Origin of the sequence: Rhizobium sp. FY34 (assembly GCF_005222845.1) — a bacterium.
Taxonomy (GTDB): domain Bacteria; phylum Pseudomonadota; class Alphaproteobacteria; order Rhizobiales; family Rhizobiaceae; genus Neorhizobium.
Genome location: NZ_STFZ01000036.1, coordinates 389,690 through 410,880, shown reverse-complemented (window position 1 = coordinate 410,880; position 21,191 = coordinate 389,690). Strand labels below are relative to the sequence as shown.

General features: G+C 60.8%; 21 protein-coding genes. 5 read left to right on the top strand and 16 right to left on the bottom strand.

The features are described 5' to 3' along the window. Positions 1-75: 75 nt before the first annotated feature. The 4 genes from E8M77_RS23130 to E8M77_RS23115 form a co-directional block, all read right to left on the bottom strand. A complete protein-coding gene (locus E8M77_RS23130; protein WP_137132959.1) occupies positions 76-1,047 on the bottom strand; it encodes a beta-ketoacyl-ACP synthase III in 972 nt (323 codons plus the stop codon). A 19-nt stretch (positions 1,048-1,066) separates the two neighbouring features. Then, complete coding sequence (plsX, locus tag E8M77_RS23125; protein ID WP_137132958.1) at positions 1,067-2,116, bottom strand: phosphate acyltransferase PlsX; 1,050 nt, start codon at positions 2,114-2,116, stop codon at positions 1,067-1,069. A gap of 95 nt (positions 2,117-2,211) precedes the next feature. Then, positions 2,212-2,781, bottom strand: a complete 570-nt coding sequence (locus E8M77_RS23120) for a DUF177 domain-containing protein (RefSeq protein ID WP_246659370.1) — start codon at positions 2,779-2,781, stop codon at positions 2,212-2,214. Between the two features lie 17 nt (positions 2,782-2,798). Then, entirely contained in the window at positions 2,799-3,392 is a 594-nt protein-coding gene (locus E8M77_RS23115; protein ID WP_137132956.1) for a ubiquinol-cytochrome C chaperone family protein, read from the bottom strand. Between the two features lie 223 nt (positions 3,393-3,615). Here E8M77_RS23115 and E8M77_RS23110 point away from each other — a divergent pair, with 223 nt between their 5' ends. Beyond that, positions 3,616-4,089 (top strand): outer membrane protein assembly factor BamE, encoded by a 474-nt coding sequence (locus E8M77_RS23110; protein WP_137133088.1) that lies wholly within the window; start codon positions 3,616-3,618, stop codon positions 4,087-4,089. Positions 4,090-4,178: 89 nt separating this feature from the next. Here E8M77_RS23110 and E8M77_RS23105 read toward each other — a convergent pair whose 3' ends face one another. The 12 genes from E8M77_RS23105 to E8M77_RS23050 all read right to left on the bottom strand — a co-directional run bounded on the left by E8M77_RS23105 (position 4,179) and on the right by E8M77_RS23050 (position 18,157). After that, positions 4,179-6,317 (bottom strand): sodium-translocating pyrophosphatase, encoded by a 2,139-nt coding sequence (locus E8M77_RS23105; RefSeq protein ID WP_137132955.1) that lies wholly within the window; start codon positions 6,315-6,317, stop codon positions 4,179-4,181. A 203-nt stretch (positions 6,318-6,520) separates the two neighbouring features. After that, positions 6,521-7,747, bottom strand: coding sequence for an MFS transporter (locus E8M77_RS23100; RefSeq protein ID WP_137132954.1), 1,227 nt, complete (start codon positions 7,745-7,747; stop codon positions 6,521-6,523). Between the two features lie 18 nt (positions 7,748-7,765). Continuing rightward, positions 7,766-8,245 (bottom strand): transcription antitermination factor NusB, encoded by a 480-nt coding sequence (gene nusB, locus E8M77_RS23095; RefSeq protein WP_137132953.1) that lies wholly within the window; start codon positions 8,243-8,245, stop codon positions 7,766-7,768. A gap of 3 nt (positions 8,246-8,248) precedes the next feature. After that, on the bottom strand, positions 8,249-8,704 hold the full coding sequence (gene ribH, locus E8M77_RS23090; RefSeq protein WP_137132952.1) for a 6,7-dimethyl-8-ribityllumazine synthase: 456 nt from the start codon (positions 8,702-8,704) through the stop codon (positions 8,249-8,251). A 153-nt stretch (positions 8,705-8,857) separates the two neighbouring features. After that, on the bottom strand, positions 8,858-9,472 hold the full coding sequence (locus E8M77_RS23085) for a riboflavin synthase (RefSeq protein WP_137132951.1): 615 nt from the start codon (positions 9,470-9,472) through the stop codon (positions 8,858-8,860). Then, complete coding sequence (ribD, locus tag E8M77_RS23080; protein ID WP_137132950.1) at positions 9,454-10,755, bottom strand: bifunctional diaminohydroxyphosphoribosylaminopyrimidine deaminase/5-amino-6-(5-phosphoribosylamino)uracil reductase RibD; 1,302 nt, start codon at positions 10,753-10,755, stop codon at positions 9,454-9,456. Before ribD ends, E8M77_RS23085 begins: the two co-directional genes overlap by 19 nt. Positions 10,756-10,758: 3 nt before the next feature. Next, positions 10,759-11,238 (bottom strand): transcriptional regulator NrdR, encoded by a 480-nt coding sequence (gene nrdR / locus E8M77_RS23075; RefSeq protein WP_137132949.1) that lies wholly within the window; start codon positions 11,236-11,238, stop codon positions 10,759-10,761. Between the two features lie 14 nt (positions 11,239-11,252). After that, positions 11,253-12,542 carry a serine hydroxymethyltransferase gene (gene glyA / locus E8M77_RS23070; RefSeq protein ID WP_137132948.1) on the bottom strand — a complete coding sequence of 430 codons (1,290 nt, stop codon included), beginning with the start codon at positions 12,540-12,542 and terminating at the stop codon, positions 11,253-11,255. An 83-nt stretch (positions 12,543-12,625) separates the two neighbouring features. Beyond that, the gene (locus tag E8M77_RS23065) at positions 12,626-14,929 is read right to left on the bottom strand and encodes a DUF3772 domain-containing protein (RefSeq protein ID WP_170975975.1); all 2,304 of its coding nucleotides are present in this window, start codon (positions 14,927-14,929) and stop codon (positions 12,626-12,628) included. A gap of 309 nt (positions 14,930-15,238) precedes the next feature. Then, positions 15,239-16,567 (bottom strand): L,D-transpeptidase family protein, encoded by a 1,329-nt coding sequence (locus tag E8M77_RS23060; RefSeq protein ID WP_137132946.1) that lies wholly within the window; start codon positions 16,565-16,567, stop codon positions 15,239-15,241. Positions 16,568-16,972: 405 nt separating this feature from the next. Next, a complete protein-coding gene (locus E8M77_RS23055; protein WP_137133087.1) occupies positions 16,973-17,485 on the bottom strand; it encodes a MarR family winged helix-turn-helix transcriptional regulator in 513 nt (170 codons plus the stop codon). Between the two features lie 231 nt (positions 17,486-17,716). Then, positions 17,717-18,157: a DUF6163 family protein gene (locus E8M77_RS23050; protein WP_137132945.1), complete on the bottom strand. Its 441-nt coding sequence runs from the start codon at positions 18,155-18,157 to the stop codon at positions 17,717-17,719. 189 nt (positions 18,158-18,346) lie between these two features. On the opposite strand from E8M77_RS23050, the gene hemB reads away from it, so the two are divergent. From hemB to E8M77_RS23030, 4 genes are all read left to right on the top strand, one after another. Continuing rightward, positions 18,347-19,360: a porphobilinogen synthase gene (gene hemB / locus E8M77_RS23045; protein ID WP_137132944.1), complete on the top strand. Its 1,014-nt coding sequence runs from the start codon at positions 18,347-18,349 to the stop codon at positions 19,358-19,360. A gap of 138 nt (positions 19,361-19,498) precedes the next feature. Further along, positions 19,499-19,957: an RDD family protein gene (locus tag E8M77_RS23040; RefSeq protein WP_137132943.1), complete on the top strand. Its 459-nt coding sequence runs from the start codon at positions 19,499-19,501 to the stop codon at positions 19,955-19,957. Positions 19,958-20,075: 118 nt separating this feature from the next. Beyond that, the gene (locus E8M77_RS23035; RefSeq protein ID WP_137132942.1) at positions 20,076-20,843 is read left to right on the top strand and encodes an arginyltransferase; all 768 of its coding nucleotides are present in this window, start codon (positions 20,076-20,078) and stop codon (positions 20,841-20,843) included. Positions 20,844-20,906: 63 nt separating this feature from the next. Further along, positions 20,907-21,146, top strand: a complete 240-nt coding sequence (locus E8M77_RS23030; protein ID WP_137132941.1) for an AbrB/MazE/SpoVT family DNA-binding domain-containing protein — start codon at positions 20,907-20,909, stop codon at positions 21,144-21,146. Positions 21,147-21,191: the final 45 nt, after the last annotated feature.

The window sequence follows — 21,191 nt, the reverse complement described above, 5'->3', positions numbered from 1 at the left end:
CAACGTTCATTGTTCATCAATGAGGCGAACATTAAGTGTGTTGTTGGCTAGGGTCAAGCGCTTGTAAATACGAGATTACCAGCGAACGAGCAGCGCACCCCAGGTGAAGCCGCCGCCCATGGCCTCCAGCATCACCAGATCGCCCTGCTTGATGCGTCCGTCTGCGGCTGCGACCGAGAGCGCCAGCGGGATAGAGGCTGCAGACGTGTTGCCATGCATATCGACGGTGACCACGACCTTCTCGAGCGGGATGCCGAGCTTCTTGGCCGATCCGTCGATGATTCGCCGGTTGGCCTGGTGCGGAACCAGCCAGTCGAGATCTTCTGCCGTGGTGCCGGTCGCCTTGAAAGCGGCTTCGATAACATCAGTAATCATGCCGACGGCATATTTGAACACTTCACGGCCTTCCATGCGCAGATGGCCGACAGTGCCGGTGGTGGAGGGACCACCATCGACATAGAGCTTTTCCCGGTGCGCGCCGTCCGAGCGCAGATGCGCCGTCAGCACGCCGCGATCGGCAATCGTGCCCTCGCCTTCCTGCACTTCCAGCACCAGCGCGCCGGCGCCATCGCCAAACAGCACGCAGGTGGTGCGGTCATTCCAGTCGAGGATGCGCGAAAAAGTTTCCGCCCCAATGACCAGCGCCCGCTTGGCAAGGCCGGCGCGCAGATGCGCATCGGCTGTTGCCATGGCATAGACGAAGCCGGTGCAAACGGCCTGCACATCAAACGCATAGCCATGCGCCATACCGAGACGATTCTGAATATTGACGGCAGTGGCCGGAAAGGTGTTGTCCGGCGTCGAGGTCGCGACAATTACCAGATCGATATCGGCCGGTGTCAGACCGGCATTGTCGAGCGCTGCACGCGCCGCCTGCTCGCCCAGCGACGCCGTCGTTTCGCCCTCGCCGGCGATGTAGCGCTGGTGAATGCCCGTGCGCTGCACGATCCATTCGTCCGACGTCTCGACGATGTTTTCCAATTCCTTGTTGGGCACAGCACGCTTCGGCAGTGCTGACCCAAACCCGCGAACCACTGACCGGATCATGTTCGATAAATTCCTGTGCTCACGCTGCTTCTTCAGGACCTGCCGGCGGCAGGCGGCGAGCGTGATATGTTTTCAAATCCTGGGCGATCTTATCGTTGAGGCCATTCCGGGCCATGTCGTAGCCCACATCTATGGCAGAGGCATAACCTTCCGCATCGGTGCCACCATGGCTTTTGATCACGATTCCGTTGAGACCAAGGAAGACGCCGCCATTCACCTTGCGCGGATCCATCTTCTCGCGCAGCGCATCAAAGGCGCCCTTGGCGAAAAGATAGCCGATCTTGGCCATCAGCGTGCGCGACATGGCTGCCCGCAACAGCTCGGCAATCTGCTTGGCCGTACCTTCGGCGGTCTTCAGCGCAATATTGCCGGTAAAGCCTTCCGTGACCACCACATCCACCACGCCGCGACCGATATCATCGCCTTCGACAAAGCCGTGATAGGTGATAGTGGAGAGATTGGCCTCGCGGATCATGCGACCGGCCTCACGCACCTCTTCCTGGCCCTTAACCTCCTCGACCCCAACATTGAGCAGGCCGACGGTCGGGCTTTCGATCTCAAACAGAGCGCGCGCCATGGCGCCGCCCATCAGCGAGAAATCCAGAAGCTGCTGGGCATCGGCGCCGATGGTGGCGCCAATATCCAGAACAATGCTTTCGCCGCGCAGTGTCGGCCAGATGCCGGCAATGGCGGGCCGTTCGATATTGGCCATGGTGCGCAGGCAGAATTTCGCCATGGCCATCAGCGCGCCGGTATTGCCGGCAGAGACGACCGCATCGGCCTCGCCGGTCTTCACCGCCTCGATCGAGCGCCACATGCTAGACACATAGCGGCCGCGCCGAAGGGCAGCACTCGGCTTTTCATCCATGGCGACAGAGACGTCGCAATCGAAAAATGTCGAGCGATCCCTCAGCTTGGGATATTTTGCAATCAGCGGCTCGCATTCATCCTTGCGACCAAAGATGAGAAAGGTCACGTCCGGATGGCGCTCCAGCGCCTTGGCAGCGCCTGGAATCACGACGGAGGGACCGTGGTCGCCGCCCATCGCATCAAGAGAAATTCTGATCACGCGTTCCTGGTCCTTCTGTCCCGCGCCTGGTCGCACCGCGGCCAAAATACTGTTCTCGCCGCCCCATACAACTCATTGCCGGCGAAATGCAAACTCTATTCCTTGGTTTTCCAGTCCTTGAGCACCGCAAACGGATTGGGCTTGCCCTCATCCGTGGTCTCATCGGACTCGATATGATCGGAAAAATCGACGCCGGATTTGCGCGGATAGGGATTGATTCCAAGCGCCACGAACTCGGCAACCGTCTCGCCGGCATCGATCGTATCGCCGACAAACAGCTCCGGCGCATCCGGCCCATCCGGGTCGAGAACCATTTCGGCTGTGTCGCCGCCGGTCACGAGACGGGCAAGCTTGGAGCCTTCCGGCACGAAGATCTGCTCGAATTCCTCTTCAATGACGCTATCGACCGGCTCCAGCGTCACGACGCAGGCCTGGACGAGGCGCGCCTTGACCTTGCCCTTGACGCGCACGCCGTCCTTTTTCCAGCGACCGATCTGCATCTCTGCCGCCAGTTCCTCGACGGAAACGACCCTCCAGAGTGCAGCCAGCGCTGCGCGCTCGCGCACGTCCGCCTCCACCTTCACGGTCACCGGATTGGCGGAAATATTGCCAACCTTGACGGGATAGGAAAATGGCGGACGCGCCTGGTCATGATGTTCCTTCACTGTCGTCCCCGTCTCTCTCATTCATCTGGCGCGGGCATCGAAAGATCGCCACGCGCAATTCTATCTTCCGGCATGACCGCCAGTGCGGCCTCAGCCTTTATCATCCAGCGCGACAGGGCCAGCATTGAAGGCGGCGCCTCTTCCTGCGGATGTATGTTGCGAACCAGCGCTGCCGCAAGCAGCGCTTCGTCCCTTGCAGCCAGGGCTGCTCCATAGGCTTCCGCCCGCCCAAAGAACATGCCGGCGAGTTTTTTCATCCGCTTCGGCACGCTCTGGTCGCCGACACCAAGCTCGCGAATGGAGTGATCGATATCCTGAAAAAAGGCATCGACAATCTCCTGCGCCAGTTCCTGACCGCTGGTGGCCGAGGCCGTGGTGCGGCGAAAGAACAGAATCATCACGATGGACAGCATCTCGAAACGGCCCATCACCGTGTCGGGTACGTCCATATCTGTATAGAACAAAGGTAGCCGGGCGGCCGAAGTCAAGGCCGCGTACTGCCGGTCAACGATGATCCGGTTGCTATTTTTCTTGCCGAACAGCCCAAATATCATGAAAGCCCGCACTCTTCGTCGCCAAACCGACGGCTGGCCCGGCCAGCGTTGTTGCATGGAAACCAAAGCTGGTTTACCGAAGCAGGCACGAATTGCAATGCCGCAGCGGCGTCGGAGGCGCCCGGCCGGTACAAATGCTCCGGAGGGGCATGGTTGCCGTCGCTCTGTTCGCGGAATAGCCACAATGCTATTCCAGCAGGGAGACGATAAGCTTGGCCGGCGAGATACACATGAGGACAGGGTGTTGAAGAAGCGCGTGTTTGGGTCTGACGTGAACAAGATGGGGAAGGCCGCTGTCCTTGCGGTATGCGTATCGCTCGCGCTTTCCAGCTGCACCACGGGCATCGGCGAAACGATCTATAACGGCTATGTGCTCGACAAGGGCTCACTTGATCTCGTGCCGGAAGGCGCCAGCCGCGAGCAGGTCCTTCTCTCCCTAGGCACGCCCTCGACGACCGCGACATTCGATGGCGAAGTTTTCTACTATATTTCGCAGAAGCGCTCGCGCCCGGTCGCGTTCATGAAGCCCAGGCTGGTCGAACAAACCGTGGTTGCCATCTATTTCAACAAGCAGGGCACCGTTGCCCGCCGCGCGAGCTATACGCTGCAGGACGGCAAGGTCTTCGACACGATCTCGCGCACGACGCCGACCGGCGGTCGCGACCTCACCTTCCTGCAACAATTGCTGTCGGGCGGCGCAGGGGCTGCAGGCGGCGGCGCTGCGGCCTTCCGCAACATGATGGGCGGCAACTGATCCTTTCGGTCATGCCATCATTACCAGATAACCAGAACCCGCGGATCGCTCCGCGGGTTCTTCTCGTTTGAGGCATCTGTGGTGGCCGCTCAGGCGGCGAGAACGGCCAGAAGCAGCAGGGCGACGATATTGGTGATCTTGATCGCCGGATTGACGGCGGGGCCGGCAGTATCCTTGTAAGGGTCACCCACCGTATCGCCGGTCACGGACGCCTTGTGCGCATCCGATCCCTTCATGTGCCTTGTGCCGTCCTTGTCGACGAAACCATCCTCGAAGCTTTTCTTGGCATTGTCCCAGGCGCCGCCGCCAGACGTCATGGAGATGGCCACGAACAGACCGTTGATGATGACGCCGAGCAGTGAAGCGCCAAGCGCTGCAAAGGCAGACGCCTTGGAGCCGGAAATCATCAGCACGCCGAAATAAACGACGATGGGTGCCAGAACCGGCAGCAGCGAGGGCAGGATCATTTCGCGAATGGCAGCACGGGTCAGAATATCCACCGCCCGGCCATAATCCGGCTTTTCGGTGCCGGCCATAATGCCTGGATGTTCGCGGAACTGCTTGCGCACTTCCTCGACGATGGAGCCTGCCGCCCTTCCGACCGCCGTCATTGCCATGCCGCCGAACAGATAGGGAATGAGACCGCCGAAGATGAGGCCGGCGACTACGTAAGGATTGGCCAGGCTGAAGGAGATTTCGCCGACATCGGCAAAGTAAGGATATTGTGCGCCATGGGCGGCAAAGTAGCTGAGGTCATTGGCGTAAGCCGCAAACAGAACCAGGGCGCCCAAACCTGCCGAACCGATGGCATAGCCCTTGGTGACCGCTTTGGTCGTATTGCCCACCGCATCCAGCGCATCGGTGGATTTGCGCACTTCCGGCGGAAGGCCGGCCATTTCGGCAATGCCGCCGGCATTGTCGGTGACCGGGCCGAAGGCATCAAGCGCCACGATCATGCCGGCAAGCCCGAGCATGGTGGTGACGGCAATGCCGGTGCCGAACAGACCACCCAGCTGATAGGTGGAGATGATGCCGCCAACGATGACAATGGCCGGCAGAGCGGTCGATTCCAGCGAAATGGCGAGACCTTGGATGACATTGGTGCCATGGCCGGTAACGGAGGCCTGGGCGATGGAATTGACCGGGCGCTTGTTGGTGCCGGTATAATATTCGGTGATGACGACGATGAGCGCCGTGACCACCAGGCCGAGAATACCGCAGAGGAAGAGATTGGCGCCGGTGATATCCATGCCGGCCACCGTGCCGATGGAGCCCCAGCCGATGGTGACGGTGGTGGCGGCAGCCAGGCCGACAATCGACAGCAGACCGGTGGCGATCAGCCCCTTGTAGAGCGCCCCCATGATCGAGCCATTGGTGCCGAGCTTGACGAAGAAAGTGCCGGCAATGGACGTGAGGATGCAGGCGCCGCAGATCGCCAGCGGATAGAGCATGATATCGGCCAGCAGCGGCACGCCGGCAAAGAAGATAGCTGCCAGAACCATGGTGGCAACGACCGAGACCGCATAGGTTTCAAACAGATCCGCCGCCATGCCGGCGCAATCGCCGACATTGTCGCCGACATTGTCGGCAATCGTGGCCGGGTTGCGCGGATCGTCTTCCGGAATGCCGGCCTCGACCTTGCCGACCAGATCGCCGCCGACATCAGCACCCTTGGTAAAGATGCCGCCGCCAAGACGGGCGAAGATGGAGATGAGCGAGGCGCCGAAGCCGAGCGCCACCAGCGCATCGATGACTGCGCGCGAGGCCGGCGCATGGCCCAGGCCATAGACGAGCAGCGCGTAATAGATCGCCACGCCGAGAAGGGCGAGACCCGCCACCAGCATGCCGGTAATGGCACCGGACTTGAAGGCGATATCAAGGCCTGCAGCCAGGCTGTGCGAGGAGGCCTGAGCGGTGCGCACATTGGCGCGCACCGAGACATGCATGCCGATAAAGCCGGCGGCGCCCGAAAGCACTGCGCCGATGATGAAGCCGATGGCAGCCAATCCGGACAGGAGGAGCCAGGTGCCGATGGCAACCACGAAGCCGACGATGGAAATGGTCATGTACTGGCGCGTCAGATAGGCCTGCGCGCCTTCCCGGATATAGCCGGCGATTTCCTGCATACGCGGATTGCCCTGATCCGCAGCCAGCACAGACCGTGTGGCCCAGCCGGCATAGACGACCGACAACAGGCCGCAGACGATCACACCCAGTATCACTGTCATACGATTGTTCCTCTCCCAATGGACCGACCGCAAAAATTGCGTCGGCGTGGAACCACGAGCCGTTCTCCTCCCCAGGAACTCAGGCCGCCGTTCTGACCGCGAGATTGCGGTGACAGGAAAATGGCGTCAAGGGCTCAACCGACAAGGGTGACGAAGAAGCTACGTGTGACGAGGAATAAAGTCCGTGACAGAGATCAAACGGCTCAGGCAGCGCTTGCAGGACGGCTGCGCAGGATGAGCAGACCGATCAGGATGAGGCAGACGATGACGACCGGCCAGATGAACAGGTTCATGAAGGACCAGCCGAGCGTGGTGAACACCTTGCCGGACGAGAAGGAGGCGAGCGCCACCGTGCCGAACAGGATGATATCGTGGAAACCCTGCACCTTGTCGGCCTCCTGCGGCCGATAGGTGGAGGCGATGATGGCGGTGGAGCCGATGAAGCCGAAATTCCAGCCGATGCCGAGAAGAACGAGTGCCGCCCAGAAATTCCACAGCTCGATGCCCATATGGGCAATCACGGCGCAGCCCATCAGCGTGACGAGGCCGAGCGCCACGACTCGTTCTGCTCCCAACCGGGCGATGATCATGCCGGTGAAGAAGCTGGGGCCGAACATGGCCAGCACGTGCCACTGGATACCAAGCGTCGCAAGTTCCGTCGGGAAACCGCAGCCGATGACCATGGCCAGCGGCGCGCCGGTCATCACGAAGGTCATCAGCGCATAGGTGCCGATGCCGCAGAGCATGCCGGTAGCGAAACGCTGCGTCATAACAATCTCGCGCAAGGGGCGCGCAGGCTCCGAATGCGCTGTCGCCTTGACCATTTCCGGCAATTTGAGGAAAGCCAGGATGGCGATGGCACCGAGACACAAAGGCACAAGTGCCACGAATGTGCCGGCAAAGGTGACGGGCGCGAAAACATCCTTCGCCCAGATGGCAAGCTGCGGACCGATGACGGCCGAAATGATGCCGGCGCCAAGGATCCAGGATATCGCCTTGGGCTTGTAGAGCGATGGCGAGGCGTCGGCGGCCGCAAAGCGGATCTTCTGGGTAAAGCCGCCGGAGACGCCGATCAGCATCAGGGCAAAGGCAAACAGCCAGAAATTGGCCTGAAACAGCGCGATAGCCGCCAGCGCACCGCCGCTTGCCCCCAGAAAGGCGCCGACCATGAAGGCAGTCTGACGACCGAGAAAGCGGGACAGGATGGCGATGCCGATGGCGCCAAGCGCCGTTCCGATATTAAAGCCGGTAATCGGCGCGGTGGCCAGCGACTTGTCATCCGCCAGCAACTGATAGCCGGCCAGCGCACCGACGGAGATGGACAGAGGCGCGGCCGAGCCCAGAACAGCCTGGGCGCCGGCGAGCAGGAAGACATTGCGCTTGGCGGCACTCAGCTGCCGCTCCAGTCCATTGCCCCCTGCACTGTCCATGATAGGTAACTCTTTCCGTTACTTGGCAGTCTCTGTTCGGACCTGTTTGGCAATCCGGTCGAGAACCGCATTGACGATCTTCGGCTCTTCGCCCTCGAAGAAGGCCTGGGCGATCTCGACATATTCGGTGACAATGACGGCCACCGGCACATCCTTGCGCTCGACGATCTCGAAGGTTCCGGCGCGCAGGATGGCGCGCAGGGTGGAATCGATACGCGACAGGGGCCAGCTTTCCAGCAGCGAGGCACGCAGGAGCGGATCGATCTTCGTCTGGTCGCGCACGACGCCGGCGACGATGGAGCGGAACCAGGACGGATCGGCCTTCAGATAGGTCTCGCCATCCAGCTCTTGGCCCAGCCGATGCGCCTCATATTCGGCCACGACTTCCAGAACGCCGGTGCCGCCAATATCCATCTGATAGAGTGCCTGAACGGCGGCAAGGCGCGCAGCGCCCCGCTGGTTTGCCGGTTTCACCGGCTGCTGCAGGTCCTTCGCCATGGTTCAGCCGCCCAGTTTTTCACGCAGGTCGATCATGGTGAGCGCAGCGCGGGCTGCGAAGCCGCCCTTGTCCTTGTCGCTCTTCTTCACCCGTGCCCAGGCCTGTTCGTCATTCTCGACGGTCATGATGCCATTGCCGATGGCCAGCGATTCCGACACGGCGAGATCCATCAGCGCACGCGAGGATTCATTGGCGACGATATCGAAATGATAGGTTTCGCCCCGGATGACCATGCCGAGCGCGATAAAGCCATCATAATTGACACCGCCCTGTTCGGCGGCATCGAGCGCCATGGCAATGGCCGGCGGAATTTCAAGCGCGCCGGGAACCGTGATCACGTCGAAGGTGGCACCCGCCTCCTTCAGCGCCGAGGTCGCGCCGTCGAGCAGGGCATCGGCCATGTCATCGTAAAAACGCGCTTCGACGATAAGGAGGTGGGGCTTCGATGAATCGGTCATGGTTCGTCCTGGTCGCAATGCTGCGAAATAAGCTGTTGGGAATTGGCGCGGTCAAACCACGGCCAGCGCGGCTTGGCAAGCGATTTTCATCGCAGCAGCCCTGCGCCGGACGCAGGAATAGGACCATAAGCTTAACGTTGCAGCCGGTAGGCGTTACCCGGCGACGGGAAATTCCGCGAGCCGGGCGGCATAGCGCGCCATGGTGTCGACTTCGAAATTGACGAAATCGCCAGCTTTCAGGCCGCCCCAGGTGGTGACTTCCAACGTGTGGCGGATGAGGAGCACGTCGAAATCGGCGCCATCCACGGCATTGACCGTCAGCGAGGTTCCATCAAGCGCCACGGAACCCTTGGGCGCCACGAAGCGGGCCAGAGCGTCCGGTGCCCGCAGGCGGATGCGCACCGCCTCACCCTCATGGGTGATCGACAGGACTTCCGCCTTGCCATCCACATGGCCGGAAACGATGTGGCCGCCAAGCTCATCGCCGATCTTCAGCGCCCGTTCCAGATTGATCCGCGTGCCGACGCTCCAGGAAGAAATCGTGGTGAGCCGCAGCGCCTCTTCCCAGGCCTCGACCTCATACCAGCGCTCATTGCTGCCGGCACCGGCAAGCCTGGTCACGGTGAGGCAGATGCCTGAATGCGAGATAGACGCGCCGATCGCGATGCCGGCCGGATCATAGGCGGTGTTGACGCGCAGGCGAATGCCTTCGTCCAGCGGCAGAATTTCCGAAACCGTGCCGACATCCGTCACAATACCTGTGAACATTGAAATTCCCTCTCATAGTCGAAGCAGCAGTCATCGCCGAAGCGGCTGCGGCGAACGGATTTGTAATCCTTGGCCATATCGTTGTGCGTCAGCGGCGATTCAATGCCGCCCTCGCCGATCTCGCCCGGACCTTCAAACAATAGGATGCGGTCGATCAGGCCAGCATCGAGGAAGGAGCGCGCCACGGACGCCCCACCTTCCACCAGAAGCGACGAGATGCCGCGCGCAGCCAGTTGCGTCATGAGTGCCGGCAGATCGGCCGCCTCGAGGATCTCGACACCGGCTGCCGTCAACTTTTCGCGGCGGATGGCAAAGTCGGTCATCTCTGTGGATGGCGCCAGTTCGCCCCCCTCTGCCCTGCCGGGCATCTCCCCCTCAAGGGGGGAGAACAGGGATGCAACGTCTTGCGCACCAACTGGCGAAGATGCGGTGGCAGCGCGTTCGATATTCAATGAGGAGTGAGACGCAGACAGCGAGCCGATCTCCCCCCTTGAGGGGGAGATGTCCGGCAGGACAGAGGGGGGTGACGACACGACCGCCACGATCACCGGCACATCCCTTGCCGTCTTTACAAGCTTGGAGGCGAGCGGCAGGCGCAGGTGACGATCAAGCACGATGCGAATGGGTGAGCGGTCTTCCAGACCCCGCAGCCGGACAGTCAGTTCCGGATCATCGGCAATGGCGGTGCCGATGCCAACCAGAATGGCATCCGTGCGGGCGCGAAGACCATGCACCTGGGCGCGCGAGACAGGACCGGTAATCGCCACCTGTCCGGCGCCGTGGCGGCCGATCATGCCATCGCTGGAAACGGCAAGTTTCAGAGTGACATGCGGGCGCGCCTTCATCTGGCGCATCAGATAGCCGGAAAGGGCCTGGCTCCCCTCGCCTTCCAGCACACCGGTCTCGACCGTGATGCCGGCCTGGCGCAGGATGCCAAGGCCACGGCCGGAGACGCGCGGATCGGGATCGGTAAGAGAGACGACGACGCGGGCAATGCCGGCCGCTACGAGCGCATTGGCGCAGGGCGGCGTGCGGCCATAATGCGAGCAGGGCTCCAGCGTCACGTAAGCCGTGGCGCCACGGGCGGCCTCACCGGCCACAGCCAGCGCCTGGGTTTCGGCATGCGGGCGCCCGCCAATCGCGGTGACGGCAGAGCCAACAATCACCCCATCCTTGACGATGAGGCAGCCGACGGACGGATTGGTGGAGGTCAGTCCTGTATGCTGGCGCGACAGGCGGATGGCCGCCGCCATGAACCGCTCGTCCTGCGGCGTGGCGGCCATGGCTTAAGGCTCCACCTTGCTATCGCGACCGATGCGGGCGCTGATTTCGGCAATCACCTTCTCGAAATCTTCCGCATGGGAAAAATCACGATAGACCGACGCATAGCGCACGAAGGCCACATCATCGAGACTTTTCAGCGCTTCAAGCACCTGAAGGCCGATCTGTTCGGAGGAAATCTCACTTTCGCCGGAGCTTTCCAGCCGGCGCACGATGCCGGAGACGGCCCGCTCGATACGGTCATTGTCGACCGGACGCTTGCGCAGCGCAATCTGAAACGACCGCACAAGCTTGTTGCGGTCGAAGGGAACCTTGCGGCCGGTCTTCTTCGTCACCATGAGTTCGCGCAGTTGCACGCGCTCAAAAGTGGTGAAGCGACCGCCGCAATCTGGGCAGATGCGCCGCCGGCGGATGGAGGTAAAATCCTCCGCCGGACGCGAATCCTTGACCTGTGTGTCTTCGGAACCGCAATAGGGACAGCGCATCCGCGTAAATGCCCTTACAGGTAGGGGTACATGGGGAAACGGTCGGTCAGTGCAACGACCTTGCCGCGCACAGCCGCTTCCACCGCCGCATTGCCCTCGTCGGAATTGGCGACCTTCAGGCCGTCGAGAACCTCGACGATCAGGTCACCGATTTCGGCGAATTCCGCTTCCTTGAAGCCGCGCGTCGTGCCTGCCGGCGTGCCGAGACGGATGCCGGAGGTGACGAAGGGCTTTTCCGGATCAAACGGGATGCCGTTTTTGTTGCAAGTGATGAAGGCGCGACCGAGAGCACCTTCCGCGCGCTTGCCGGTGGCATTCTTCTTGCGCAGGTCCACCAGCATCAGATGGTTGTCGGTGCCGCCGGAGACGATATCGAGATTGTGCTTGATCAGCGTATCGGCCAGGACCTTGGCGTTCTTGACCACCTGGGCTGCGTATTCCTTGAATTCCGGCTGCAGCGCTTCGCCGAAAGCAACGGCCTTGGCGGCGATCACATGCATCAGCGGGCCGCCCTGGAGACCGGGGAAGACAGCCGAGTTGAACTTCTTGGCCAGCGCCTCATCATTTGTGAGGATCATGCCACCACGCGGGCCGCGCAGCGACTTGTGCGTGGTGGTGGTGGCCACATGGCAATGCGGGAACGGCGACGGATGCACGCCACCGGCCACGAGACCGGCGATATGAGCCATATCGACCATCAGATAGGCGCCAACCGAATCAGCGATCTCACGGAAGCGCTGCCAGTCCCAGATGCGGGAATAGGCGGTGCCGCCTGCGATGATCAGCTTGGGCTTGTGTTCTTCGGCCTTGCGGGCAACCTCTTCCATGTCGAGCTGGTTGTCGTCTTCACGCACGCCGTAGGATACGACGTTGAACCACTTGCCCGACATATTGACCGGCGAACCATGCGTCAGGTGACCGCCGGAATTGAGGTCGAGACCCATGAACGTATCGCCTGGCTGCAGCAGCGCCAGGAACACGGCTTGGTTCATCTGGCTGCCGGAATTCGGCTGGACATTGGCAAAGCCGACGCCAAACAGTTCCTTGGCGCGTTCAATCGCCAGCTCTTCGGCAATATCAACGAACTGGCAGCCGCCGTAGTAGCGCTTGCCCGGATAGCCTTCGGCATATTTGTTGGTCATGATCGAGCCCTGCGCTTCCAGAACGGCGCGCGAGACGATGTTTTCCGAGGCGATCAACTCGATTTCGTGGCGCTGGCGACCCAGTTCCTTCTCGATCGCGCCAAAGATGGCCGGATCTGATTCGGCCAGCGGACGGGAGAAGAATGCATCTCTATGCGACATGTCGGTGCTCCTGAAGAAACTGATGCGATGGCGTCTTAGCGGCACGCCCCGTGAAGGGCAATACGCAGAGCGACATTTGCGGATCAATCAACGATGTCGGATGGTTTCTGTCGCGCTTGTTCGAGCGGTTGCGCCACATTGCCCGTCTGCATCGCGGTCAGCCGTGCCATTATATCGTCCAGATTGCGGATCGTCACATCGCTCTGGGCAAAGGGGATCTCGATGCCGGCATCGGCGAAGCTGTGGTTGAGGGTAAACAGCAGATCGGAGCGGATCGACAGTTCCGTCCCCACATCACGCAGGAAGCAGCGCAGCTCGAAATCCAGCGCGTTGGCGCCGAAATTGCGGAAATACACCTCCGGTTCGGGATAGGATAAGATATCGGGATGGTCCATGGCCGCCTGCAGCATGATCGAGCGGGCCCGCTCAATATCGGAGCCATAGGCCACGCCGATCGGAATGATCATGCGGCCGATCTGAGAGCTCAGCGTCATATTCTTCACGGTGCCGGCAATCAGGTCGGCATTCGGGATAATCACGTCATGGCGATCGAAGGTCTCGATGCGAGTCGAACGTACGGCAATCTTGCGGACGGTGCCGGAAAAGCCCGACACCTCGATCCAATCACCTTCCTTGATCGGCCGCTCGATCAACAGGATGATGCCGGAGACGAAGTTTGAGACGATCGTCTGCATGCCGAAACCGACACCAACGGAGAGTGCACCGGCGATGATGGCGAGGTTGGAGAGATCAAGACCCGCGACTGAAATCGCCAGCAGAGCCGAGAGGATGAAGCCGGTATAGCCAAGGCCGGTTTTGATGGCATTGCGGCCGCCGGAATCCACATGCGTGCGGGGCAGGATCACGCGTTCGAATACGCGCTGCAGCCAGCGTGTGAGGAAAATGCCGAGCGCAAAGGTTCCGGCCAGGACTAGAAGCACCCGAGGTGACAAGCGGATGCCACCAAAATCGATGCCGTTCTGGATCAGCCGCCAGACTTCCGACAGTTCCGCCTCGCGCGCCCCCCAGGCCATGGCCACCAGCGGCAGGCTGACCATCAGCATCAGAAAGGCAACCAGGATGGAGACAAGTTCCATCGTTGACTGGCGGTCCCTCATGGCCGCACGGATCGGCATCATGATCGTGTGATGCAGAATGAAGGCAAGACCGAAGATGGTGAGACTCAACATAGTGGGCGAAAGCCAGGCCCGCGCGAGCGCCACATAGCCAAGGCTTGCCGCAACCAGCGACAACAGCGCCAGAAACTGCATGACCCGGCCGGCGATACGGAAGAAATCCGGGCTGAACGGCGTATCTTCCAGCATTTGCGCCTGCATGCGCGTCTCGCGGGCAATCATCTTCAAGACCTGGGCCAGACCGGTGAGCACGATGCAGCCGATGAGGATGCTGAAGCCTTGCAGAACAGCCGAGGCCGCCGGCGAAAACTTGAAATCCTCGGAGGCACCGTCGATGATCGTCTCGACGCTGAGCGAGGCGGCAAAGGCGATCGATAACCAATAGCAGATGCGCGCAAGGCTATCGCCCAAACCGACAAGCCGCAGCGATGGCTGGTTGGGGGTAAACAGCACATTGCCGATCCAGCTTGCCATCAGGAAGATAACCGACACGCCGAAGAGACCCGCCGAAAGATGGGTGACCGAGGTAACCCCCCATTCCAGCAGGCTGAGAACTACCAGCAGCGAACCGATCGCCACCAGTGACAGCACGAGCCGCATGAGATGAACGCCTGCCGCCTGGGCAATGAAGCGCACCGAATTGGGGGCAGCCTTGATCCGCCTTTCGAGGAAGATCAGCAGATAGTGCCCGGCCCCGATCGGCAACAGAAGCACCGCTGCCAGAATGGCAAGCGCAATCAGCAGGCGGTTTTCGAAATAGACCGTCACATCCGAGGCCGGCGGGGAATGATTACCCGCCTCCTCGCGCATGGTCTCGATGAAGTGACGCAGTTCAAGCCCCGCGGCACTCCAGCTCGACGGGGAAAGCGGCGACGGCTTCTTGTCGAAAAGATCGACGGCGGAGCGGCCGCGGATCACCCGGTCGATTTCCTCGATCAGCACTTCCGCGCGGGCTAAGGCCTGGCGCGCGGCAAGCGCCGGCTCTTCGGCGCGTGTCAATGCGTCATTCAGGCTTGCCCGGCGGGCGGCGAGCGCTGCAGGTTCCGTCTTGTCCTTGGCCGGTGGCGCGCCCAGTGCTTCAAGCTGGGCCTTCAGCGACCGGATCTGGACCTGTCCGCCACTTGCCATGCGCTCGGCGTCATTGCGCTGCACCGCAAGCTCGCCGCGCAAGGTCTCCAGCGCTTCGGTGGATGCCATGCCGGCCTGTAGTACCTCTTCGGCACGCGTAGCCGTCTGGTCCCAGCCAGACATCGCATTTTCCGGATCTGGCCCCTGCGCCCGAAGCGAAAGCGGCGCGAAAGCCACGAGCAGCAGCAGAAAAGGTAGGAGACGGCGCAGGTAAGACTGCCAGCAATGGGGAAAAGGATGGGGCATGAAGGGCTTTGATCTCGGCTGGGCGATGCGCAAGGTAGCGTAACACTACCCAATGAAACAGAAGCGTCGTGACGCTGCAATGCCCGCGAGCGCCGGCTGCGGTCCGCCCGGCGTTACCCACAACAGAAAACGGCGGGTTTTGATGCAACCCGCCGCTGTTTATCCGTCAGATGAGGAGCAAATGCCTTATTGCGGCAGCATGTCGTCATCGATCGAGCCCGAAGGCCGTTCGATACCGGTGGTGGTTTGCAGTGCCAGTTCCTGGTTTCCGTCACGCTGGTAGATGTCATCACGGAACTGAACGACACGGTCCCTGGCCGACCATGCAGTGATGTAGACGATATAGACGGGCACTTCCTGGGCAAGCTTGATCGGCGTATTGACGCGCGCGGCAATGACGCGCTCGATGGACTGGCGGTCCCAGCCGGGCGTATCGCGCAACAGCCAGGTCACCAGGTCGCGCACGTTCTGGACGCGCATGCAGCCGGAGGATTCGAAACGCATCAGCTTGTTGAACAGGCCCTGCTGCGGCGTGTCATGCATATATTCGTTATTGGGATTGTGGAAGTTGATCTTCGTCGACGCCATGGCGTTGATCTTGCCCGGATCCTGGCGGAACATCAGGTTCGGTGCCTTCGGCGCGTTCCAATCCACGGTTTCCGGCGCCACTTCCTGGCCCTTGCCATCGAAGAGGCGGATATTGTTGCGCGTCAGGTAGGTCGGATCCTTGCGCATCAGAGGCACGATGTCCTTCTCGATGATCGAGCGCGGCGCCGTCCAATAGGGATTGAGGATGACCTCGTAGACCTTGGAATTGATCGCATGCGTCGGGCGGTCGATACGGCCGACGACGGCCGTGTTGCGCAGTGCAACGCGGTCATTCTCGACGGCTTCCACATAGGCTGCCGGAATATTGACCATCAGGTAGCGAGGGCCGAGATCACCGGCCATGGACTGAAGGCGAACAAGGTTGGTTTCCAGCTGGCGCAAACGCACATCGGCTGGAATGTTTAGCGCCTTTACCGAATATTCGCCCAGTGCGCCGTCGGCCGGCAGCCCGTGGCGCGACTGGAAGCGCTTGACCGCGCCATCGACATAACTGTCGAATGCATTCGACATGCCGGCTTCACGCGGCAGGTCGCCGGCAATCATCAGACGCTGGCGCAATTGCTGCACGGCCGGATCGCTGACGCCAAGCCGCAGGACCTGCTGCGAATTGACTGTCGGCCAGCCGCCATTGGCCACGATTTCCTGATACTGGAAAATGGCCTGCTGGATATTGGGGACGCCAGCCGGCCCGAGAACAGGATTGTTGGTCGCGACATTGACCGCCGAACGGGATGCGCCCTTTGCGTCGAACTGATCATCCCAGGTGCCACGGCCCGGCGCGGAAATCACACCCTGCAACGCATCCTGCGCCAGAACAGGGGCGGCAAGCGAGGCTGCGCCCAAGGCAACGGCAGACCGCAACACGGTCCGGCGGGACATAAGTTCGGATTCGCTCTTTTTCGACATCATTCGATCCACGTTATCCGGCATCACCATCTGCAAGTGACTACAGGGATAGGGTTAACAAAGCGTCGCGCAGAACCGGATCCGCCATGATCCTCAAGGTGTTTGCCTGAGGATCAGCACCGGCATTCGAGATGGGTACAGTCCCGCCCCCCACGCTACGTCATCACTGCCGGTGTCATAGCAATATGGCCAATTCTTGTCATCGGAGCCGCACTCACTTGCGCGTGTTGCAACGTGATGGATTTCGCGCGGGAAGAGCCGTTGTTCCACCCTCCGGAACGCAGAAAACCGGATGCGCAGGGGAGGCATCCGGTTTTGAGGGAAAGACTGGAGTCGTTGGTATGCCGCAGCGCAGGAAGACGTGGAGAGAGCCGGTGGATCAGCGCTCTTCGTCTTGTCGGCGCCTTACATGCGGTAGGCGATCGAGTCGTTCCAGAAGCGGTCGAGACGCTGCAGCAGCTTGTTCATCTGGGCAAATTCACCCTCGCCGATGCCGCCGACCTTCTCGATGGATCCGATATGGCGTTCATAGAGCTTGCCGACAACTTCGGCGACGTCCTGGCCGGCCTTTGTCAGGCTGATGCGGACAGAGCGACGGTCGATGCGCGAGCGCTGGTGATTGATGAAACCAAGGTCCACCAGCTTCTTGACATTGTAGGATACGTTCGAGCCGAGGTAGTAACCACGCGAGCGCAGTTCGCCGGCCGTCAGTTCGGAATTGCCGATATTGAAAAGCAGGAGCGCCTGGATGGCGTTGACATCGTCACGACCCTGGCGGTCGAACTCGTCCTTGATAACGTCGAGCAGGCGGCGGTGAAGGCGTTCCACCAGGTGGAGCGATTCCATGTAGAGGCCGCGGATGGTTTCGTCTTGGGCGTCTGCTGCCGGAGTTGCCTGCGGCTTGATCTTGGTGTTCAACATGTCTGCCTCACTGTTTGTTTGGCGGTGTTTGCTGTCTTCCCGCCTTATGAGTGACACTATCGAATGCCTTTAAAATTCGACTTAAAACATACGGCTAACGGCAGCTTAACGGCACTTTCCCTGTGCTTGCCGCGCGGCGCGACTGCTTGACGCCATCCTATTTTACATCATTAAATCATATATTTACGTGAAAAATCCAAGAAAAACCGCAGGCACAAAGCTCAACTATCAGGGTAAATCAACCCTTACCCTCTCTTCCATCTTGCGGCGATTGTCGAGATAAAGCGCCAGGCGGAAGACGATATAGAGCGAGGCCACAAGGCCGTGCATCAGCGGGATCAGGACATTGTGGCCGAAAATCTCCGGCCAGACCTGGTACATCAACAATTGCGTGCCGGCCGCAATCACCCAGAGCACGGCCCCCCAGGATGCGGTCATCCAAAGCCCGAGCGAAACGACAGGAAAGACGACGGCCAGACCCGAGGCAGCGGCGCGCCAGGGAAGAGCCAGAAGGTCGAAACGGGCACGGCCATCAAACGAATAGCCGACAAGCATCGACCAGTATTGCAGGCCGAACCAGAAGCAGACGAGCGCGACGAGGCGCAGGAAGCCGACGAAGAGAAGCTCGGTCAGGCTGCGAGTCGGGGTGGTGGGTGAATCAGATTCCATAAATGTAAGGATAACCGGCTTCGCGCCGGCTCGCCAGCGCTGCGACAGGCTGCCCCTTCGCAAAACCGCAATCGCCGTGGTAAGCCCAAGCGCCGGTGATAGGAACCCATTGCGTTTCTATCATCGACGCTTGGTACAAGCCCGTGGCCGCGCAAGCAGCAACGCGAAACGACGACAGCGAGACCCGCCATGACTGACAAGACCCATCTCGTGGACGAGATTACCGGCCATCGCCGCATGCGGCGCAACCGCAAGGCCGACTGGACGCGCCGGCTGGTGCAGGAAAACCGGTTGACCGTCGATGACCTGATCTGGCCGATCTTCATCGTTCCGGGCGAAAACATTGTCGATCCGATCCGGGCCATGCCGGGCGTCAACCGCATGAGCGTCGACAAGGCCGTCGAGGCCATCCGGGAAGCTGCCGATCTTGGCATTCCGGCGATTGCCCCCTTCCCCGATATCGAGATGAGCAAGCGCGACGAGACCGGCTCGCAGATCCTCGATCGCGACAACCTGATCAACCTGTTCACCCGCGCGGTGAAGAAGGCCGTGCCGAATATCGGCCTGATCACCGATGTAGCGCTCGATCCGTTCACCAGCCATGGCCATGACGGCATCCTGAGGGATGGTATCATCGTCAATGACGAGACGGTGGGTCAGGTGGCGCGTGCCGCCGTGATGCAGGCCGATGCCGGCGCCGATATCATCGCGCCTTCGGAAATGATGGATGGCCGCATCGGCGCCATCCGCCGGGCGCTCGATGCCAGCGGTCACCAGGATGTCGCCATCATGTCCTATGCGACCAAGTTCTCCTCCGGCTTCTATGGCCCCTATCGCGAGGCGATCAATACCGGTGGCCTGCTGAAGGGCGACAAGAACAGCTATTACATCAACCCGGCCAACGGCACCGAAGCGCTGCGCGATGCGGCACTGGACGTGGAAGAAGGCGCCGACATGCTGATGGTCAAGCCCGGCATCGCCTATCTCGATATCTGCTGGCGTATGAAGGAAGCCTTTGGCCTGCCCACCTTCGCCTATCAGGTCTCCGGCGAATATAGCCAGATCAAGGCGGCAGCGATGAATGGCTGGATCGATGGCGATCGGATCATGATGGAGACGCTGCTTTCCTTCAAGCGCGCCGGCTGCGATGGCATTCTCAGCTATTTCGCCGTGGACGCCGCCCGCAAGCTGAAGGGCGCCTGATATCAAGGCCCCTCGGCCCTTTCGGGCGCGCATTTAAGAGATCAGTCACGCGACGCTTTTCGGCGCCGCGCAAAACCTCTATTGTGCAACACATGGCACATTCCCATATCTTCTCCAGACACCAAGGAGATCTGACCCATGTCGTTCGAGAACAGTCCCGTCGTTGCCGCCCCCGAGGATTGGCGCGCCTATAGCGGTGTGTTGTCGAGGCGCGTCTTTGCCTTCATCATCGATTATGCACTCGTGCTTCTGCTCTGCATTCCGGCGGCCGTCGCCGTGTTCTTCCTCGGCATCCTGACGCTCGGCCTCGGTTTCTTCCTCTATCCGGCGCTGTTCGTCATCGTGGCGCTCCTTTATTTCGGCACGACGGTGGGCGGCCGCGCGCAGGCAAGCCCCGGCATGCGCGCCATGGGCATTGCGGTTGCACGGCTGGATGGCCGTCGCATCGACTTCATGACAGCCGTCGTGCACATGGTGCTGTTCTGGATCCTCAATTCCGTGCTGACGCCGCTCATTCTCCTGGCTGGCCTGTTCATCGAGCGTTCGCGCCTTGTGCATGACCTTCTGCTGGGCACTGTTGTGGTCCGCACCAGTTGAAAACCGTATCCCTGAAATGGGATGGTTGACGTTTGCTGAAGTTGCGCCATGCTAAACTGATAGTCGGTGTTTGATTTGTTCAATTCCGGCGTTTGGCAGCGAAGGTCTATTTGCGCGCATGAACACACAGGCGACGCCATCACCGCAGTTCTACCTGACGGCCCCGGCTGCGTGCCCCTATCTTCCTGGTGAACTGGAGCGGAAAGTCTTCACCCATCTCGTCGGCGCACGCGCTGCCGAGATGAACGACCTGTTGACGCAGGGCGGCTTTCGCCGATCGCAGAACATTGCCTATAGGCCCGCCTGCGAAACCTGCCGCGCCTGCGTCTCCGTGCGCATTCTGGTCAACGAGTTCGAGATCGGCCGCAATATGAGGCGCGTCCTGTCGGGCAATAGCGACCTCGTCGGCACGATGATGCCGCCGCAGCCTTCCACCGAACAGTTTTCCCTCTTCCGCCGCTATCTCGATGATCGCCACCAGCGCGGCGGCATGTCGGACATGTCGGCGCTCGACTATGCGATCATGGTGGAGGATACACATGTCAACACGCGGCTGATCGAGTATCGCAAGCGGGTGCCGGGCGCCGGGCTTGGCGACCAGCCCCAGGGCGAACTGGTCGGCGTGGCGCTCAGTGACATGATGAGCGACGGGCTCTCTATGGTCTATTCCTTCTTCAACCCGGAAGAGGAGCATCGGTCGCTCGGCACCTATATGATCCTCGACCATATCAAGCGCACCCGCCAGTTGGGCCTACCGCATGTCTATCTCGGCTACTGGGTGAAGGGGTCTGCCAAGATGCACTACAAGACCCGCTTCCAGCCACAGGAGCACCTGATGCCCGCCGGCTGGGAACGCTTCCGCCTTGACGACAGCGCGCAGGACTAGAGCCGCAGATTGCGGGAGGAAAATCCCCATAGCACAACCATAGCGAGAGATTGGAGATGTGTGATGAAGGTAGAGGCGCTAGATTTTGGCAGTTCGCAAGGCATTGTTATTCCAATGGAAGTGCTGGATCGCATGGGTGTGAAACTCGGTGATCAGCTTGAACTGAGCGAGCAGGCGGGCCTGTGGTTTCTCAAACCGATCCGCCTTGACGCAACAGCAGAAGACGACATGGAGCGTCAGTTGCAGGCGGCGACGCTCTGCATGGAAAAATACAAGGTCGCGTTCAGGAAACTTGCTGACTAGCATGCCCTCTTCGGCCGGCGCCGATGGCGCCAGCCATTCGGCTCA